This is a genomic window from Geomonas ferrireducens (assembly GCF_004917065.1).
Lineage (GTDB): Bacteria > Desulfobacterota > Desulfuromonadia > Geobacterales > Geobacteraceae > Geomonas > Geomonas ferrireducens.
This window is the reverse complement of the sequence record NZ_SSYA01000002.1, coordinates 213,429-232,261: the sequence shown is the minus strand read 5'-3', so window position 1 is coordinate 232,261 and position 18,833 is coordinate 213,429. Positions and strand designations below refer to the sequence as shown.

16 protein-coding genes are annotated in these 18,833 nt (G+C 58.0%); 2 read left to right on the top strand and 14 right to left on the bottom strand.

Annotated elements, in window-relative coordinates:
* Positions 1-545: 545 nt before the first annotated feature.
* From E8L22_RS09875 to E8L22_RS09820, 12 genes are all read right to left on the bottom strand, one after another.
* Complete coding sequence (locus tag E8L22_RS09875) at positions 546-3,644, bottom strand: efflux RND transporter permease subunit (RefSeq protein WP_136525030.1); 3,099 nt, start codon at positions 3,642-3,644, stop codon at positions 546-548.
* A gap of 14 nt (positions 3,645-3,658) precedes the next feature.
* On the bottom strand, positions 3,659-4,900 hold the full coding sequence (locus E8L22_RS09870) for an efflux RND transporter periplasmic adaptor subunit (RefSeq protein ID WP_136525029.1): 1,242 nt from the start codon (positions 4,898-4,900) through the stop codon (positions 3,659-3,661).
* Positions 4,897-6,192, bottom strand: coding sequence for a TolC family protein (locus E8L22_RS09865; protein WP_136525028.1), 1,296 nt, complete (start codon positions 6,190-6,192; stop codon positions 4,897-4,899). The genes E8L22_RS09870 and E8L22_RS09865 overlap by 4 nt, the downstream gene beginning before the upstream one ends.
* A gap of 113 nt (positions 6,193-6,305) precedes the next feature.
* Positions 6,306-6,659 (bottom strand): hypothetical protein, encoded by a 354-nt coding sequence (locus tag E8L22_RS09860; RefSeq protein ID WP_136525027.1) that lies wholly within the window; start codon positions 6,657-6,659, stop codon positions 6,306-6,308.
* A gap of 91 nt (positions 6,660-6,750) precedes the next feature.
* Positions 6,751-7,035: a TFIIB-type zinc ribbon-containing protein gene (locus E8L22_RS09855; RefSeq protein ID WP_136525026.1), complete on the bottom strand. Its 285-nt coding sequence runs from the start codon at positions 7,033-7,035 to the stop codon at positions 6,751-6,753.
* Between the two features lie 53 nt (positions 7,036-7,088).
* Complete coding sequence (locus tag E8L22_RS09850; protein ID WP_136525025.1) at positions 7,089-7,841, bottom strand: TerC family protein; 753 nt, start codon at positions 7,839-7,841, stop codon at positions 7,089-7,091.
* A 135-nt stretch (positions 7,842-7,976) separates the two neighbouring features.
* Positions 7,977-8,837 (bottom strand): zinc metalloprotease HtpX, encoded by an 861-nt coding sequence (gene htpX, locus E8L22_RS09845; RefSeq protein ID WP_136525024.1) that lies wholly within the window; start codon positions 8,835-8,837, stop codon positions 7,977-7,979.
* 447 nt (positions 8,838-9,284) lie between these two features.
* Positions 9,285-10,472 (bottom strand): ABC transporter substrate-binding protein, encoded by a 1,188-nt coding sequence (locus tag E8L22_RS09840; RefSeq protein WP_136525023.1) that lies wholly within the window; start codon positions 10,470-10,472, stop codon positions 9,285-9,287.
* Positions 10,473-10,616: 144 nt separating this feature from the next.
* The gene (locus E8L22_RS09835) at positions 10,617-11,912 is read right to left on the bottom strand and encodes an alginate export family protein (protein WP_136525022.1); all 1,296 of its coding nucleotides are present in this window, start codon (positions 11,910-11,912) and stop codon (positions 10,617-10,619) included.
* Between the two features lie 153 nt (positions 11,913-12,065).
* On the bottom strand, positions 12,066-12,812 hold the full coding sequence (locus tag E8L22_RS09830; protein WP_162604817.1) for an amino acid ABC transporter ATP-binding protein: 747 nt from the start codon (positions 12,810-12,812) through the stop codon (positions 12,066-12,068).
* Positions 12,799-13,584 (bottom strand): amino acid ABC transporter permease, encoded by a 786-nt coding sequence (locus E8L22_RS09825; protein ID WP_136525020.1) that lies wholly within the window; start codon positions 13,582-13,584, stop codon positions 12,799-12,801. The genes E8L22_RS09830 and E8L22_RS09825 overlap by 14 nt, the downstream gene beginning before the upstream one ends.
* Before the next feature lie 142 nt (positions 13,585-13,726).
* Positions 13,727-14,473, bottom strand: a complete 747-nt coding sequence (locus E8L22_RS09820) for a basic amino acid ABC transporter substrate-binding protein (RefSeq protein ID WP_136525019.1) — start codon at positions 14,471-14,473, stop codon at positions 13,727-13,729.
* Between the two features lie 154 nt (positions 14,474-14,627).
* Between E8L22_RS09820 and E8L22_RS09815 the strand changes: the two genes are divergently transcribed.
* Both E8L22_RS09815 and E8L22_RS09810 read left to right on the top strand, forming a co-directional pair.
* The gene (locus E8L22_RS09815; RefSeq protein WP_281282944.1) at positions 14,628-15,566 is read left to right on the top strand and encodes a DMT family transporter; all 939 of its coding nucleotides are present in this window, start codon (positions 14,628-14,630) and stop codon (positions 15,564-15,566) included.
* A gap of 105 nt (positions 15,567-15,671) precedes the next feature.
* On the top strand, positions 15,672-16,727 hold the full coding sequence (locus E8L22_RS09810) for a threonine aldolase family protein (protein ID WP_136525016.1): 1,056 nt from the start codon (positions 15,672-15,674) through the stop codon (positions 16,725-16,727).
* A 455-nt stretch (positions 16,728-17,182) separates the two neighbouring features.
* On the opposite strand, the gene E8L22_RS09805 is transcribed toward E8L22_RS09810, so the two are convergent.
* Together E8L22_RS09805 and E8L22_RS09800 are read right to left on the bottom strand one after the other, a co-directional pair.
* Positions 17,183-17,980, bottom strand: a complete 798-nt coding sequence (locus tag E8L22_RS09805; RefSeq protein WP_136525015.1) for an ABC transporter permease — start codon at positions 17,978-17,980, stop codon at positions 17,183-17,185.
* Positions 17,981-18,673 carry an ABC transporter ATP-binding protein gene (locus E8L22_RS09800; RefSeq protein WP_246044605.1) on the bottom strand — a complete coding sequence of 231 codons (693 nt, stop codon included), beginning with the start codon at positions 18,671-18,673 and terminating at the stop codon, positions 17,981-17,983.
* Positions 18,674-18,833: the final 160 nt, after the last annotated feature.

Below are 18,833 nucleotides of genomic sequence, written 5' to 3'. Positions count from 1 at the left end.
ATCACCGGCGATTCACAAAAATAGAACAGCGGAATGCCAAGAACGTATACCACAAAGTTCTTGAATTGTGCAAGGCATTGCTGATCTTAGATCCGGTACAGTTGATGAGCGTCTGCTTAAAATAAAACAAGACGCCCCGCACTTCTACTGGTCAGGCAACATGCCGCGGCGAGCGCAACCGCTAGCTTTAATGAGCATCGCGGCTCGACAGCGCGACACTGTACAACAGCTCCCCCTGTTTAGTAAAGGCAAACTTTTGATTGAATCGAAAATTGTTTGCATCTGTATCTTGACATCCCTGTTTGCACCCGTTTTCTGCCCACTCTGTGCCAACTGCACCCAAAGGATGGTTACAGTCAGGAAGACGGGGAGAATAGAGTACAACAGGCTGTCCACGAAGCACCGCATTTGCCCCAACGTCCCCCCCTTTGCGAAGGGGGCCAGGGGGGATTTGCCTTTGATACCCACCACATAAAAAAACGCCGTGACACGAGGAGTTGCCACGGCGCTAATTGCATTGAAAACGTAAGAGTTTGCTCGTTTTACTATTCGGCCTGCGTTTTCCTTTCAAACCACCCGTACACAGCAGGGATTATCAACAAAGTGAGCAGCGTCGAAGTAATCAGTCCGCCCACGACGACCGTTGCCAGCGGCTTCTGGATCTCTGAGCCGGTTCCACCGGCAAGGAGCATCGGCACCAGACTGAAAATAGCGATCGAAGCCGTCATCAGCACCGGCCGCAGACGATCGAGGGCACCCTTGCGCACCGCCTCGTCGACCGAAAGCCCCTCCTCCCGCAACTGTACGATCCGGGAGACCAGTACTAGGCCGTTCAGCACCGCCACGCCGAAAAGGACGATGAAACCGACCGATGCCGGGACTGATAGATACTGCCCCGAGAGGAACAGCGAGAAGATTCCGCCTATCAGGGCGAACGGCAGGTTAGCGATCACGAGGAAGGCGAGACGAATGGATCTAAAGGTCACGTAGAGCAGAAGCAGTATGAGCGCCACCGCGACCGGTCCGATGATCATGAGCCGGTTCATCGCCCGTTGCTGGTTCTCGAACTGACCGCCCCAGGTGAGGTAGTACCCCGGCGGCAGCTTTACCTGCGACCGGATCTTCTCTTTGGCTTCGGCAACGAAACTTCCGATATCTCTTCCGCTTACGTTCATCTCGATACCGATGCGCCGGACACCGTCCTGGCGGCTTATCTGCACCGGTCCTTCCACCATCTTCACTTCAGCGAGTTGCTCCAGCGGCACGTTCAACCCGGACTTGGTGGTGACGAGGAGGTTCCGGATCGCTTCGAGCGAGTTCCGCTTTTCCTCCGGGAGACGCACGGTGATATCGAAGCTGCGGTTCGCCTCGTAGAAGGTGGAGGCAGCCTTGCCTGCCACCGCGATCTCGATCACGTTCTGCACGTCGCTTATGTTGAGACCGTAGCGCGCGATCTTCGCCCGGTCGATGGTCGCGGTCAGGTACGGCTGTCCCGAGACTTTTTCGGTGTTGAGGTCGGTGCCGCCGCGCACCTTGGCGAGCACCCTGGCGATCTCGGCAGACTTGTCGCGTAAGACGTTCAGATCGTCGCCGAAGAGCTTCACGATGAGCTGCGCGCGCGTTCCCGCAACCAGTTCATCTATGCGGCACTGGATCGGCTGGCTGAACCCGAAGCTGATCCCGGGGATCTTTTCCAGCTCTTCACGCATCTCGTTGGTCAGCTCCTCCTTCGAAATGTCGCGCTTCCACAGCTCCTTCGGCTTGAAAACCCCGACGTATCCGGTCTTATCGGGGCCACGGGTATCGAGCGCCACGCCGGTCTGCCCGATGCGACCGACCACCACATCGAGCTCCTCGAACTTCTTGAGTTTCTGCGTCGCCTGCTGATTCACGTCGAGCGCCTTAGCAAGGGAGACGCCCGGCAGCATGGCGATGTCCATGTCGAAGGAGCCCTCGTCCATGATCGGCATGAACTCGGTGCCAAGCCGTGTCACGAGGAAGAGGGAGAAGACGAGAAGTCCCCCCGCGATGCCTAGCACAACCTTCCTGCGGTTGAGCGCGTACTCCAGAAGCGGGAGATACTGCTCCTTGGCGTACACCATGATGCGGCTTTCCTTCTCGAGCTGCGGCTTGAGGAACAGGCTGCAAAGCACCGGGATGATAAAGATCGACAAAAGCAGCGAGGACAAGAGCGCGATGGCGACGGTGATGGCCAGGGGGCCGAACATCTTCCCCTCGATCCCCTCCAGGGTGAGAATCGGGATGAAGGTGAGCGCGATGATGAGCTCCCCGAAGATGCTCGGCTTGCGCACCTCCATGACCGCCTTCAGAACGGTAACGAGTTTCGGCTGACGCTCCCCCTCCTCGCTCAGGTGGCGCTGCACGTTCTCAACCTGGATGATGGTGGTGTCGATGATCATGCCGATGGAGATGGCAAGGCCGCCCAGTGACATGAGGTTCGCCGTGATGCCGGTAAGCTTCATCACGATGAAGGTGACCAGAAGCGACAGCGGCAGCGCGAGCAGCACGACGATGCTGCCCCGGATGCTGTTCAAAAGGAGGTACAACACGACGAGGACGAGGAGCGCTCCCTCGACGAGGGCCTTGTTCACGGTGCCGACGCTCGACTTCACGATGTCGCTTCTGTCGTAGTACGGCACTATCTTGATGCCGTCGGGAAGCATGTTGCTTTCGTTGATCTCCTTTACCTTGGCCGCGACCCGCGCCACGACGTCGCGGCTGTTCTCGCCCCTGAGCATCATCACGATGCCCCCGACCGCCTCGCCCTGTGCGTCCTTTATCGCGGCACCCATGCGGACCGCCTCGCCGATTTTCACCTGGGCCACGTCGCGCAGGTAGACCGGGGTTCCCCCCTGAGATTTGAGGACGATGTTCTCGATGTCTGCAGTGGTCTGGATGAGGCCGACGCCGCGCACGATGTACTGGTCGGTGCCGCGCTCGAGGACGTTGCCTCCCACGTTACTGTTGTTGCTGCCGATCGCGCCGTAGACGTCGTCCACCGTCACGCCGAACTTCAAAAGCTTCTCGGGCGAGACCTCCACCTGGTACTGCTTGAAGTACCCGCCGAACGAGTTGATCTCGTTGACGCCGGGAACCCCCTTTAGCTGCGGGGCGAGGACCCATTCCTGGATGGTGCGCAGGTTGGTAAGGTAAGCGCGCTGCCCCTCGGGGTCCTTGGGCATCTTACCTTCGAGGGTGTACTGGTAGATCTCCCCCATCGCGGTGCCGATCGGCCCCATGGAAACCTCGACTCCCTTGGGTACCTTTTCGCGGGCCTCGGCCAGCCGCTCAAAAACCAGCTGTCTGGCGAAATAGATGTCGACGTTGTCTTTGAAGACGACGGTGACGATGGAAAGTCCGAACTTGGTTACCGAGCGGAGCTGTTCTATGTCGGGAAGCCCCCGCATCGCCGTCTCGATGGGATAGGTTACGTTTCTCTCGATCTCCTCCGCCGAAAGCCCGTCGGCGTGGCTCACCACTTCCACCTGGATGTTGGTGACATCCGGGAAGGCATCTACGGGTAGTTTCAGATAGGAATAGAAGCCGAAGACGACGATCACCAACGCGAGGAAGATGACCATACCCTTTTGCTTCAGCATGAATGCGACTGTTCTTTCAAGCATGGGTGCTGGTCTCCTTAGTGATCGTGTCCCTCGATTTCACCTTTCTGCAATTCCGACTTGAGGACAAAGCCCCCCTTCACCGCCAGGCGTTCCCCTTCCTTGAGACCGTAGAGCACCTCTACCATGCCGCCGGAAGCGCGGCCAAGCTCAACCCGGCGCGACTCGAACGCCCCTTCCCCCTCGGCGACGAAAACGAGCTTCTTACCTTCCAGTTCCTGGACCGCCTCCTCGGGAACCGCAAGCACCGCTGCCGCGTCAGCCGCTATGGCGAGCTCGACGGTGGCGAACATCTCCGGCTTGAGTTTGCGCCCCGGGTTCGCCACCTCCACCCGGGCCTTTATGGTTCGGGTCGCTTCGTCGACGACGTCGGCGAGGTAAGTGACACGCCCCCGGAACTTGGCATCGGGGAAGGCGTTCACCATCACTGTCGCCGTCTGGCCGCGCCGCACCTTGGCGAGATCTTTTTCGTGGATATCCACCATCACCCAAACCGAGGAGAGGTCGGCGACCGTGTAGAGACTCTTGGCTGGATCGGCGAGTTCGCCGACGATGGCGTGCTTTTCCGTGATCACGCCGGAAATCGGCGAACGGACCGGTAGAAGCGGCTTTCTGCCTGCCTTGAGATCACCCGCGGAGACGCCGTACAGCTCCAGGCGTTCCTGGTCGGTGTGCAGTTCCGTCTGTGCCGTCTTGTAGTCGGTCTCGGCCTGCAGGATCTCCTTGCGCGCCGCGATCTTCTTGTCCACCAGCACCTTCACCCGGTCCATGTTGGACTGGGCCAGTGAAAGCCGCGTCTTCGACTGGTGGTAGCGGCTTAAAGCCTCCCCGAGCTCGACGCTGTCGAGCGTGGCAAGCACCTGCCCAGCTCCCACGCTGTCTCCCAAGGACGCGCGAACCGCGACGACCTTTCCGGAGATGCGCGGAGAGACGTGGGCGATGCGGTCGGCGTTAGCCTCCACCTTGCCGGTCGCGCTGATCATGCCGGCCATCTGCTGTTTTTTCGCGGCTGCGACGACCACGCCGCTTTGCTTTTGCACCTCTGCGCTCATCTTGACGAGCTTTGCTCCGTGCTCGTCGTGGCCTTCGTGCCCCTTTTCCTCTTTCCCTTCGGCGTGCTCGCCTTTTTCCTCGCCGTGCCCTGCCTCCGCATGTTCCGCGTGCTCTGCTGCCGTGGAGGAGTTGGCCAGCCGGTATGCAACGCCGCCGCCAAGAGCGACAGCCAGAATGAGTCCTATGATGATTCCCTTCTTGTTCACTGCTCACCTCCGTTCATGTCAGCGGCTACCGCCGATTCTAATTTCGCCATGGCCATCTGCCGTGCATGCAGGGCGGTCAGGTAACTGTCGCTTACCTCGAAAAACTTCTTTTGTTCCTCGATCACCGCGAGGATGCCGACCTCGCCCAGCCGGTAGGCCTCCTGGGTGAGCTTCAGGTTCTCTTCAAGCTGACGCAGGATGCTTGACTTGTAGAGCGAAACGACCTTTTCCGCGTTGGCGAGGCTCGCCCAGGCGCTCTCCACCTCACGCTCGACAGTGACGGCTGCGGCCTTCGCGCGGATCTCCGCACTGCTGCGCTTCGCCCGCGCCTCCTGCACCCCGGCGCGATTTCGGTCGAACAACGGGATCGGCATGGAAAACTTAAGGCCCACCGTGTAGGCAGTCTCTCTCCCCTCAACGCCGCCAATTTCCATGGAACTCGCCTCGCGAGACAGTGCGACCCCTGCGGTCAGGTTGGGAATCGCCTCGGCTTCAGCGAGTGCCACCTCCGCATCACCTTTACTAGCTGCGGCATCGACCGCCTTAAGGTCAGGACGACGGTTGAGGGCCAGGCGCTTCAGGTCGGTCAGGTTCGCGATCTTGAAAGTCCCGGCATCGAGGCTCCCGTTCAGCAAAGGCGCTTCGCCGTGAGGGAGAGCGAGCAGGGAGAAGAGTCTTGAACTGAACTCGAGGTAAGCACGGTCGATATCGATGCGGGCGCCCTCACTGCGGGCAAGTTCCACCTGGACCAGGTACATCTCAAGCTCCGGGATATCCCCTGCGTTGAGACGGTCCTCCGCCACCTGGAGCAACTGTTTGTTCAGATCGATGGAACGGTACGCCAGAGCGAGCCTCTGTCGGGCGAGAAGCGCGTCGTAGTAGGCACCCTGCACCTGCTCCTTTAGGGTGCGCTCGCGGTCGAGCACCTGCCAGCGGTACGCGGCCATGTCACGCTCGGCGACGAGACTGCGCTTGTTCCGCTTGTCTCCAAGCAGAAGTTCCTGGGAAATACCGAGGGAGAGGGTGTTGTCGGCACTGCTGCCGGTTAAGGCTCCAGTTGCGCCCTCCACCTCGAGGGTCGGATTGGGAAGCAGTCCGGCGCGCAAGGATGCGGCGTCGAAAATGCCCGCCTCCTTGCGCAAAGAGTCGATATCGGGGTTGTTACTGAGCGCAGTTTCAACGGCCTGGCGCAGAGAAAGGGCCTGCGTTTCAGCCGTTACGGGTGAAGCTGCCAAAAGGCAAAGGGCCACGGGCAGAAGAAGCCGCGCTCCCCTGAATGCAGTTGTTCCCAATGGGAAAACCTCCTGATCAGATGATGAAAAATACGAAAATGGACGTAACACGGCATGACTGTCCCGAGAGGGCAAGCCTATGCGTTAGACGCACTACAGCCGTAAAGGGGAATTTAGGCGCGCAACTGAGGGGGAACGAACTTGGAGAGAAAAACTTCCGGCAGGAAGGTGAAACGATCGAAGCTTTTGATGTCTGAAAGAAGGGGAAGGTAGTTGAAAGAGAAAGAACCGAGGCTCAAGGAGAGATGGCAAGCGCAATCGCAGCAGAAATCGCAGTCGGTATGTCCGCTCTCCCCGTCCGCCGGACAACCGGGGAGATCGCACTCGGCGCCCTCGTGGGAGACGGTTTGGTCGCAGCTCGCAGCGCTTACGCCAAGTTGCTTGGCATGGGCGCTTTCACACGTGCCACCCAGGATGAAGCAAAACAGCACCACGAGCAGCAGGGTAGAGATCGATTTAAGTGGCAAGTATCGCATCACGCCGGAAAGATAGCTAAGGAAAGGCAAAGGTGTCAAGGAAAAAGCTGGCAGGAGGAAAGCTTCCCCCTGCCGGCATCGATTAGTCGAAGAGCTCTTCGAAAAATGATTTCTTACGGTACGGCTTATGCCCGTGGTGCTGCGCATGGTGATAATCGGGTTGTGGCGCGTACTGTTGCTGTTGCTGTTGCTGTTGCTGCTGGGGCTGGGGCTGGGGCTGCTGCGGCTGGATTGCAGAGCGCTCTATGATCTTGTCGAGCTCCCCGCGATCAAGCCAAATGCCGCGGCACTGTGGACAGTAGTCGATTTCAATCCCCTGACGTTCAGACATGACAAGGTTTGCGTCGTTGCATACGGGGCACTTCATAGCATCCTCCTTTGTCTTTGCCTCCCGCCAGGTGCGAGAGGGTTGGCGGCAGGCTACTCCCCTGCCCTGTCCGTATCAAGATGCGGCTCATGCAGTTTAACAGGTTTACCCCGCCGCACCCGCAGGTTGAGCATCTCGACCATGACCGAGAAAGCCATCGCGAAATAGATGTACCCCTTGGGGATGTGCATCCCGAAGCCCTCGCCTATGAGCGAAACGCCGATCAAAAGAAGGAAGCTAAGGGCGAGCATCTTGATGGTCGGGTGCCTTTCCACGAAGGCGCTGATCTTGCCGGAAAATAGCATCATGAATCCGACTGCGATGACTACAGCAGCCACCATTATGAAGAGCTGGCTCGCCATGCCGATGGCGGTGATGATGGAATCGAGCGAGAAAACGATGTCTAGCAGCAGGATCTGCACGATGACGGCGCCAAAAGTTGCACCCACCCTGGAGGCGTGCACGACCTCTTCGCCTTCGAGCTTCTCGTGAATTTCCATCGTGCTCTTCCAGATGAGGAAGAGACCGCCGCTTAGGAGGATCAGATCACGGCCGGAGATCTCGTTTCCGAAGAGACTGAAAAGCGGCGTAGTAAGCCCCATGAGCCAGGTAAGCGAGAAGAGAAGTGCCACGCGAATGAACATGGCGAGGCCGAGGCCGGTCAGCCTCGCCTTCTCCTGCTGTGCCGCAGGGAGCTTGCTGGCCTGGATGGAGATGAAGATGATGTTGTCGATGCCGAGCACGATCTCCAGCGCGGTCAGCGTAATGAGAGCCAACCAGACCTGCGGGTCGGTGAACCAATCCATTAAGAGTTCTCCTTATGTGAAATCTTATTCAAGGGGGTCACCCCCCCCGGAGGGGGAGGGACAGGGAGGGGGCGCACAGCGTCTCGTTCAGGCTCTTCCCCCCACCCGACCTCCCCCCTCCGGGGGGAGGAGCCTTTAACGCCTTACCGCCATCTGCTCGAGGCGCGCGATGCGCTCCTCCATCGGAGGATGCGTGGAGAAGAGTTCCATCAAGCCGCCGCCGGTAAGCGGGTTCACTATGAACATGTGCGCCGTCGCGGGACTCGCCTCCTGCATCGGGAGCTGGTGCGAAGCCATATGCAGTTTCCTCAAGGCCGAGGCGAGCACAAGAGGACGGCCGCAGATCTCGGCGCCGGTGGCGTCGGCAAGATACTCGCGCGACCTCGAGACGGCCATCTGAATGAGCATCGCGGCGATCGGGGCGATGATCGCCATCGCGAGCGACCCGACCAGTCCGGCGATACCGCCGCCGTCCTCTTCATCGCCGCGGCCTGCTCCGAACATGGCGCCCCACTGCAACATGTTGCCGATCATGGAAATGGCGCCTGCGAAGGTGGCGGCGATGGTGCCGACCAGGATGTCCCGGTTTTGCACGTGGGCGAGTTCGTGCGCCATTACCCCTTCAAGTTCCTCCGGTGAAAGGATGCGCAGGATCCCTTCCGTAGCGGCAACGGCAGCGTTCTGCGGGTTACGGCCGGTCGCGAAGGCGTTGGGACTGTCGGAAGGTATGATGTACACCTTCGGCATGGGGAGCCCTGCGCGCATGGCGAGGTTACGCACTAGGTTGTAGAAGGTCGGGTGGTCGTGCTCGCCGATCTCCTGGGCGCCGTACATGCGCAGCACGATCTTGTCCGAGAACCAGTAGGAGAAGAAGTTCATGCCAAGGGCGATGACGAAGGCGGTGACCATGCCGGACCGCCCGCCCATGGCGTTACCCATGGTCACCATGAGAACGGTGAGAAGAGCCAGCAGAAATGTCGTTTTGAGTCTTTGCATAGTATTTACCTCTACGATTGAAGATGTCCCGAAGGACTTGTTTCGGCTGAGGGCAAATAAAAAGACCTTTACCCTCGGCATAATTACCAGGATAAAGGTCTTGTTGACAGGATGTCTGCCCCGGTTCCGGGTCTTGCGACCGTATTGACGAAACTCGGGTCGGCCATGTCTCCGGCCGATAACTACTCCCCTTTAATGGTACGAAATATAATTTTTCCTATGCCAGTTGTCAAGGGTAATCGGTAACGGCAAAGACTAAGGCAAAGACACTAAAACCACAACGCAAAGACGCGGAGCCGCAAAGAGAAGGCAAGCTGTTAAACGGTTTGCTTGAAGGTTTACCTTTGCGCCTCCGCGGCTTTGCGTCTTTGCGTTGAAGCCTATACGGTTTGCACAAAAAAAGCGGCCCCGCCGAAACGGGGCCGCTTAGTACTGCAATGTCAGGCATTAGTCCATCTTGACGGGGACTTTTGCCTTGAGGACGAACTTGCCGTCCTTGACGTACAGAAGGCTGAGCGGGCTCTTGATCGGCTCGCGGTTTGCCTGCATGCTGATGGTGCCGGAAACGCCTTCGAACTTCTTGGTCTGTGCCAGAGCGGTCTTGAAGGTTTTCGCGTCAACGCTGTTAGCACGCTTCATGGAGTCGACGAGGAGCATCACAGCGTCGTAGCCCTGGGCGTCGAAGAGGCCCGGGAGCTCGCCGTTGTGCTTGGCCTTGAACGCCTCGATGAACTTGGCGGTAGCCGGGGATGCCTGCTCGGTGGAGAAGCCAAGAGCGGACATGGAGCCCTCGACGGCCGGGCCGCCCAACTCGATGAATTTCGGGGAGAACAGGCCGTCGCCGCCGAACATCGGAGCCTTGAGGCCCTGCTTGCGCGCTTCCTTCATGATGAGGGCGCCTTCGGTGTAGTAGCCGGAGAACAGGATGACGTCCGGTTTCTTAGCCTTGATGTTGGTGATCTGGGCGGAGAAGTCCTTGTCGCCGTCCTTCACTTTCTCGTCGGCTACGATCTTGATGGACGAAACCTTGGCGGCCGCGTCGCGGAAGGTCTGGGAGAGACCAACGGAGTAGTCGTTGTTGTCGGAGGTTACGATGGCAACCTTCTTGAAGCCGAGGTCTTTCGCGAAGTACTCGATGCAGGCCGGGATGGCGATGGAGTCGAGCAGGGTGTCGCGGAAGATGTAGTCGCCTACCTCAACTACGCCCGGGCCGGTGGCGCCGGCGGAGAGGAGGACTACGCCTGCCTTCTGTGCGATCGGAGCGGCAACCTTGGTGATGCCGGTGGTCGGGTCGCCGACGATGGCGGTGACGTTGTCGCGGGAGATGAACTTCTGGGTAACCGAAGCGCCTTCCTGCTTGTCGCCGCGGTTATCAGCCTCGACGATCTCGATCTTCTTGCCGAGCACGCCGCCGGCAGCGTTGACCTCGTCGGCAGCCATCTTCATGCCTTCGAGGGTCGGCTTGCCGAACATGGCGACGTCGCCGGTGAGGGCGCCGAGGAAGCCGATCTTCACGGTGTTGCCGGCCGATTTGGCGGCCTCGGGTGCAGCGGCCTCTTCTTTCTTCTTGCAGCCGAACGCGCCGACTGCGAGCATTGCCACGAGAAGCAATGCGCTCATCTTCTTAAAGCTCATGCAGGTACCTCCTTAGTTTGATTGATTACATTGTCGCCAAGTTACAGTACGTCAACAGAGTCTAGTGGTCACTATACCTTTGTCAAGACAGTGACACTGAAGATTCTCTCCCCGGTCCAGAATGTACCGGGGAGAGATCATGAATTAGAAGCTGTAGTTTACGAGGGCTTTCATGTCCCAGAGGTTGTCTGCGTCTTTAGCGAAGTAATCACCCACAACTACGTAGCCACCGCGTGCGCCAAGAGTAACGTTCGGGGAAAGCTTGTAGTAGCACTCGGCGTTGATTTCGGTACCAAGATAGTCGCTGTCGCCTGCATGCCTAGCAACACCAGCATCTTTGGCAACAGCAGCAAAGCCAAGGTTAGCAGCACCGGAGATCTTGTCGGTGAAGTTGTAGTCGTAACCAACGGTACCCATAATTACGCCTTCGCCGTTGTTGTTCACGTCGTAGATGATGGCGTTGTCGATGGTGGTAGCCCACTTGTCGCGGCCGAGCATGGTCATTTCGGAGTTGTAGAACTGACCGCCTTCGGTGAAGCCTTGATCGGAAGAGGGAACGTAGAAGGCGTTCTTGCCGCCGGAAACGTATAGGAACTCGGTACGAGCGGTGCCGCCGGCAAGGGCCATCTTGGCTCCAACGTTGAGGGCATAACCTTTGGCATCTACGCCGGTGGTCAGATCGCCGAACTGCTTCACTGCGAAGCCGTCGAGGGAGACTGGACCGATTACGCCTGCGGCGTTAAGACCGAGGGTGTGCACCTTGGAGTCGGTGTAGAGGGTGTATGTTCCGGGGGTGTGGTTGTCGTTGATGTAGTAGTATGCTGCGCCCACGGTGAATTCCTTCGAGACGGTGTACTTGCCGTCGAGGAGGTACATGTCGTAGGTCTTGCTGCCGAGAGCATTGACGCCGGGAGCGGCTTCTTTGCCATCAGCGGAATCATGGAAGCGGGAGTAGCCAGCAGTTACGGTCGCGTTGGAGTACTCGTGAGAAAGCACGATACCGGCCATGTCGGCATCGAACACGACTCCCTTGAAGGCGTCGGAAACAGGCTGCATACCGATCTTCGCGTTGATGGTCGGGTAGTTCAGGTCGAGATAGATGTGTTTCGTTTCCATATTGACGGTATCGGCACCGAGAGCCCCGCCGCCGCCACGAGCGTTTTCATAGGAGCTGTTGCCCCAGAAGTTGTAGTCGAACTCGAACTTGGTGACCAGTTTGACATGGTCGTCAGCCTTGGCGGTGTAGCCGAGACGGAGACGCTGCACAAAATAGTTGGAGGTCGGAGCGTCGTCCGTGACGACACCGGTGCCTGCGAAGTTGCCGGTGTCGAAGAAGGTGGTGAACGAGCCGGTGAACTGGTTCTCCAGAGCGAGAGCGGGGACTGCGGATGCTGCGGTGAGAGCTGCTGCTACTGCAACTACAAGCTTCTTGTTCTTCATTACTGCCTCCTCGTTGTTTTAGTGAATTGCAATTCCAGCTTGTGAAACGGTACTACGGTAAGTCAGAAAAAGACCTATCACCCCTTTCCTGTTGCTGAAGTAAATTACACCGGATACAAAAACTGGCCCCTACTGACGCAGGGGCCAGCTAAATTACAAAATCTGGCTCAGGAACAACTTGGCGCGCTCGTGCGTTGGCTGCGTGAAGAAGTGCTCTGGCGTCCCCTCCTCCACGATGCGACCAGCGTCCATGAATATGACGCGGTCCGCCACCTCGCGCGCGAAACCCATCTCGTGCGTTACAACGGCCATGGTCATGCCTTCCTTGGCAAGATCCTTCATGACGTCGAGAACCTCACCGATCATCTCCGGGTCGAGCGCAGAGGTCGGCTCGTCGAAGAGCATGAGTTTCGGTTCCATGGCGAGCGAGCGCGCAATGGCAACACGCTGCTGCTGCCCGCCGGAGAGCTTGCCCGGGTACGATTTTGCCTTGGAAGCGAGGCCTACGCGCTCGAGAAGCACCATAGCCTTCTCCTCAGCCTCCTGCCTGGAACGCTTGCGTACCACGATCTGGGCGAGGGTCAGGTTGTCGAGCACGGTCTTGTGCGGGAACAGGTTGAAGGACTGGAACACCATCCCCACCTCTTCGCGCACCTTGGTGATGTCCGTTTTCGGGTCGTAAAGGTCCATGCCGTCGACGACGATGGTGCCGCGATCGATTTCCTCGAGACGGTTAATGGAACGAAGCAGCGTGGACTTTCCGGACCCGGAAGGACCGATGATGACCACCTTTTCGCCGTCGTACACATCCAGAGAGACCCGATCAAGGGCACGGAAAGAACCGTAGACCTTGATGATCTCCTTTGCCTCTACCATTTTCCTGCGGTTATTTGTTGACACTGACACGCTCCTCCATAACGCCGATGATCTTCGAGAAGAACAAGGTGATGATCAGGTAAATCAGCGCGATGACCGTGTAGGTCTCAAAATAGGTGAAGGATTCGGAGGCGTACTCGCGGCCCCGACGCAGAAGGTCAGCGACGGCGATGATGGAGACGAGCGAGGAGTCCTTCAAAAGTGCGATGAACTCGTTGCCTACCGGCGGCAGGATGACCTTGACCGCCTGCGGCAGAATAACGTGGACCATGGCCTGACGGCCGTTCATCCCGAGAGAGAGAGCCGCCTCGCGCTGCCCCTTGGCGATCGATTCGATCCCCGCACGGACCACCTCACCCATGTATGCGCCATAGCAAACGGCCATGGCGATGATGGCGGAAAGGATGGCGGGGACCTTCACGATATTGCCGAGTGCATAGTAGATATAGAAGATCTGCACCAACAGCGGGATACCGCGGATGATCTCGACGTAGAGTGAAGCGATGCCGTTGAATAAGCGATTTTTGGAGATACGGCCCAAACCGGTGATGAGGCCGATGACGATGGCCAGAAGGATCGCCCCGAGGGTCACCTTGAAGGTAACTGCGATGCCGTCGGGAACGAACTTGAGAATCTCGAGGTACGGGTCGGGTTTGGAGTAAGCCAGGTAAGAGATGGTGCCGATGGCGCCGAAAAACGCGATGCGCCACGCGGTGAATAGGCCGCGGTCGCTCTTACGGGGGATGGCCGCGCCGTCCCCTACATCAATGATTTGCTTTTTTGCTTCGATACTCATGCTTTCTTCTGACCGTCCTGCGCCGGCATTTCTTGTCGGCTTGTGTATTTGCTGCTCGGACCCTGCTGCCCTAAATCGAAGAAAGCTCCTGCAGAAGCGGCCAATATGAGACCATTCATTCCGCAGGAGCTTTTTTTAGGTGTTATTTAAGCTGCCACTTCTTCTTGAGCTGTGCGTCTATTTTCTTCTTCTGGACGGCTGCGATGCCCTTGTTGAGCTGTGCGACCAGGTCCTTGTTTCCTTTCTTCACGACGATGCCGTAGGCTTCCTTGGTGAAGGACTTGCCGACGATCTTGAACTTGCTGCTGTACTCTTTCTTCTGCAGCGCGTAGGTGATGGCGGTAGGCTCGTCGCAGACGACACCGGCGATGCGGCCGGCAGCCATGTCCTCAAAAGCCAGACCCACTTCGTCATAAGTCTTCAGCTCAACGCCGGCAACCTTCTTGATCTCCATTGCGCCGGTGGTGCCGATCTGGGCGCCGAGCTTCTTGCCCTTCAGGTCAGCGATCTTGGTCCCTTTCTCGGCCTTGGGAACAACGAGGATCTGACCGATCTGTACGTAAGGAATGGTGAAATCGTACTTCGCCTGACGCTCCGGGGTGATGGTAACCGAGGAAATGATGGCGTCGTACTGGCCGGCTTCAACACCGGCGAAGATGCCGTCCCAAGCAGTGTTCTTTACGGTAACCTGAAGACCAGCCTCTTTGGCTACGGCGTTGATGAAGTCGATGTCGAAACCAACGACCTTCTTGTTGGCATCCACGAACTCCATCGGCGGCCAGGTCGCGTCGGACGCGACGGTGATCGCCTTCTTCGGAGCGGCGAATGCCGCGGACACAACGCAGAGCCCGAGAGCCAGTACTGCAGTCATAATACGAAGTGATTTCATGTTTCCTCCTTAATCGGGTTTAATATTAGGCGGAGTACACCATTGAGCTTTATCGCCGCATACTTTTAAAGGTATTCCACCCTCTTGTCAACCACTTATTAATTAGGGATTGCGCTAGTTTTAAGCTCATGTTAACTTGTCATACCACAATTTAGTGAATTCAAGGTTTTATGGGGTCAAAATTACTTTGGGATCTGTCAAAAAAATTCGCGCTGGTATACTGCTTTTGATAACGACGTTCTTTTGGGGTGTCACCTTCACGGTGGTGAAGGACGCAATCAGCCAAGTAGACGTATTCGTTTTTCTGGCTCAGCGTTTCCTTCTGGCTACTGCGATCATGCTCCCTCTAGCCTTGATTCGAGTCAATAAGATCACCTCCAGAACCTTAAGCCATGGCGCTATCCTCGGAGTCCTGCTGTTTGCTTCCTACGCCTTTCAGACCGTTGCTTTGAAGTACACAAGCGCCTCGAATACCGGCTTTCTTACCGGCCTCAGCGTGTTGCTCGTGCCGCTGTTCGGCGCAGCGATTTTCAGGCATCCCATCGGCAACGGCATCAGGTGGGGTGTAGGTCTCGCCACCCCCGGCCTCTTCCTTCTCTGCAGCGACGGCAGCCTCAGCTTCAACCGGGGCGACATCCTTGGTGCCATATGTGGCGCCTGTGTTGCGCTGCACCTTCTTTACACGAGCCACTTCGCCCGGCATGACGGTAACGACGTCTACCTCCTCACCACCTTGCAGCTTACCGTGGTCGGCCTGCTGAGTCTGGCCTCCGCGTCATTTCGCGGCAAGGAGGTCTTCATCTGGCACCCGGAACTTCTCTGGACCTTGGTGGTCTGCGTGCTGATCGCCACCATCTTCGCCTTCCTGGTGCAGACCACCATGCAGAAGTTCATCAGCCCTGCCCACACCGCGCTCATTTTCTGTACCGAACCGGTCTTCGCCGCGGCCTATGCGTATTACGCCGCCGGAGAACGGCTCGGCGTCTTCGGCCTGGTCGGAGCGGCCCTCATCCTCGCGGGGATGATCGTTTCTGAACTGCTCCCTGACGGCACCCAAAGCGATGACGCCGTCACGGTCGCCGTGGAAGGTTGACCTCACTTGGCTGTTGACAGAGTTTCGTGGTTGTAATAATTCTTTCAGTCCGGCCAGACTCCATCAAACGCACGTGCGGCTCATGCCGCGTAAGAAGGGGAAACTATGATCAACTCGGGAGACCACAGCGAGCTCAAGCATCATTTTGCCAGCGACAACTACGCAGGGATCTGCAGCGAGGCGTGGCAGGCGATGGCCGAGGCGAACAGCGGACTCGCCAGCTCCTACGGGGATGACCGCTGGACCGCACAAGCGTGCGAAAAGATCCGCGAAGTGTTCGAGAAGGACTGCGAGGTCTTTTTCGTTTTCAACGGCACCGCGGCCAACTCTCTTGCCCTCGCCTCGCTGTGCCAGTCATACCACTCCATCGTCTGCCACGAGATGGCGCACATAGAAACCGACGAGTGCGGCGCCACCGAGTTCTTCTCAAACGGTACCAAGGTGCTGCTGGTTCCCGGTGAAAACGGCAAGATCAACCTCGACGCCGTCGAGCATACCATTACGAAGCGCAGCGACATCCACTACCCTAAGGCCCGTGCCCTGAGCATCACCCAGGCGACTGAACTTGGGACGCTCTACTCTCTCGACGAGCTGCAGGGAATCGCCGAGCTAGCAAGGAAGTACAACCTGAGAGTGCACATGGACGGCGCACGGTTCGCGAACGCGGTCGCCTCCATGAACGTCGCCCCCAAGGAGATCAGCTGGCAGGCAGGCGTCGACGTCCTTACCTTCGGTGGAACCAAGAACGGCTTTGCCGTTGGTGAAGCGGTGGTCTTCTTCAACAAGGAGCTCGCCCACGAGTTTGATTACCGCTGCAAGCAGGCCGGCCAACTCGCCTCGAAGATGCGCTTCCTCACCGCCCCCTGGATCGGCATGCTCGACAGCGGAGCGTGGCTCAGGAACGCGGCTCACGCCAACAGCTGCGCGAGGCTCCTAGCCAACGAGATCAAGAAAATCCCCCAGGTGCGCATCATGTTCGAAAGCCAGGCGAACTCGGTCTTCCTCGAAATGGCACCGGAGGCGCTGGAGGCTTTGCGCGCCAAGGGGTGGCACTTCTACACCTTCATCGGCTCCGGAGGCGCACGGTTCATGTGCTCCTGGGACACCAAGGTGGAAGAAGTCGCCCGGCTCGTCGCCGACATCAAGGCCTCGGTCGCCTGAATAACAAAGGGGACGCCGTGATTCCGGCGCCCCCTCTCTTTTCAACTCCGAACTGTTCCCAACTCCAGCGTCCGCCCCCCCCAGCATCTCGTAACGCACCGGAATTACGAGATGCTGCCCCTGCTTCGGGGGAAGTTGTCAGATTCAGATCCAAACTTGTCAGATTTTGGTCCAAACTTGTCAGATTTGGGTCAAAATATGACAGATTTGCACCCGAATCTGACAAGTTTTACCCGAAATCACACAGATTCGACCCCAAAACCGACAGATTTTGTTCAAAACTTGATCAGTTCGCCTCAAAACTTAACAAGTTTAGGTCCAAATCTAACAAATTTGCCTCCAAATCTTTCAACTTTTGAAAACATTTGACAGATTTGAAGCCAAATCTTTCAATCGACGCGCATTCGCAACAAAAACAGCCGCTTAAAAATCCGCTCCCGCGGACTTCCATCAGCTCAAGTGCGCCCTTCGTCGAAATCCAACTGGTGCGCTCTCGTGAAATAACGCCGGTAGCCTTGGAGGACGATGAGGTAGGCAGTTATGGCCACGGCTCCTGTGATGGCACACATAATGGCAACCTGGTAACGCACCGCTACCATCGGTTCCGTCCCGGAGAGGATCTGCCCGGTCATCATTCCCGGCAGGGAGACAATCCCCATGGCTGCCATGGTGTTGACCGTGGGCATGATAGCCGCTTTGAACGCGTTTCGTAGCGCAGGCCTCGACGCCTGGCGCGCGCTCGCCCCCAGACAAAGGGCGGTCTCGATCTCCTCACGTCGCTCCCGCATCTCGGACCCGAGCCGCTCCGCAGCGAGGCTCGCCCCGTTCATAGAGTTGCCGATGATCATCCCGGCAAGCGGAATCAGGTAGCGCGGATCGTACCAAGGCGAGTAATGCACCACGAGGGTGCAAAAAAGAAAGGTGACGCTGCCGCAGCCGATGAGAAGCGAGATGCCGACCACGCGGTAAAAGCGCGGGACCTTCGTCTTGATGCGTCCGCCGATGACCTGCAGGGAGAAGACTCCCATCAGAAGCAGTATGGCGAGCACCGGCAGCGGACTCTTCACCGCGAAGATGAAGTGCAGCAGATACCCGACGGCAAGAAGCTGGAACACCATGCGCAACGAGGCCCACAGCATCTGCCCTTCCTGCCCTACCCTCTTCAACCGGGCGAGCACAACCGCGACAAGCACCAAGCCATAAGCCACGAGCAGGTCCAGCAGGCTTAAATTCACCAATCCCTGATTGTCCATTTACCCCTCCTGTTCGAGCGGTTCAGAGAGAAAGGCTCTCAATGCCGCCGTCTTCGGGTGAGTCAGGAGTTCCGCAGCCCTCCCCTCTTCCAGGATGTGCCCCGCCTCAAGGTAGAAACAGTAGTCGGCTACCTTTTGGGTCAGGCGCAGATCATGCGTCACCATGATCATGGTGATACTCTTCCCGTGGCTGATTTCTCGCAGGGTAGAAGCCAGTTCGTCCGACGTCCTGCGATCAAGCGCACTCGTTGGCTCGTCCAAAAGAATAACTTGAGGTCTGGTGATCAAAGCCCTCGCGACACCGACCCTTTGCTGCTGACCAAGACTCAAGGAACGGGCGTCTCGCTCCAGCAGTTCCGGGTCCAGTTTGGCGGACGACAACACATCCAGAACCTCGGCGCTGCCCGCCTCGGGAGGAGTCGCCTGCCTATACTTGAAGGGCATCTGCAGGTTGTCCAGAACCGTCCCGTCGAACATGAAAGGCTTCTGCGGCACGAGAGCCACCAGGCGCCTAAGCTCAAGGGGGTCAAGCGTCGCTATATTCTTTCCGTCAAGTTCGATGCGACCTTCGCCCGGCTCGGTCAGACGGTTGATCAGGCGGATGAGAGTACTCTTGCCGCCGCCGGAAGGGCCGATGATGGCGGTAATTTCGCCGGACTTCGCGCAAAAGGAAACCGAATCGAGCAGACGCACGCGTCCACCATCGGACCGCCGCCCGAAATACGACACATTTGCCAGTTGAACCGAACAGACGGGGGAACTGTCCACAGCTTTCTCCTTCCTTACAGAAAAAGCACGGAGTGCGGCGCACCGTGCTTTTCGAACATCATCGTCAAAGTTGCCTCTTGGAAAG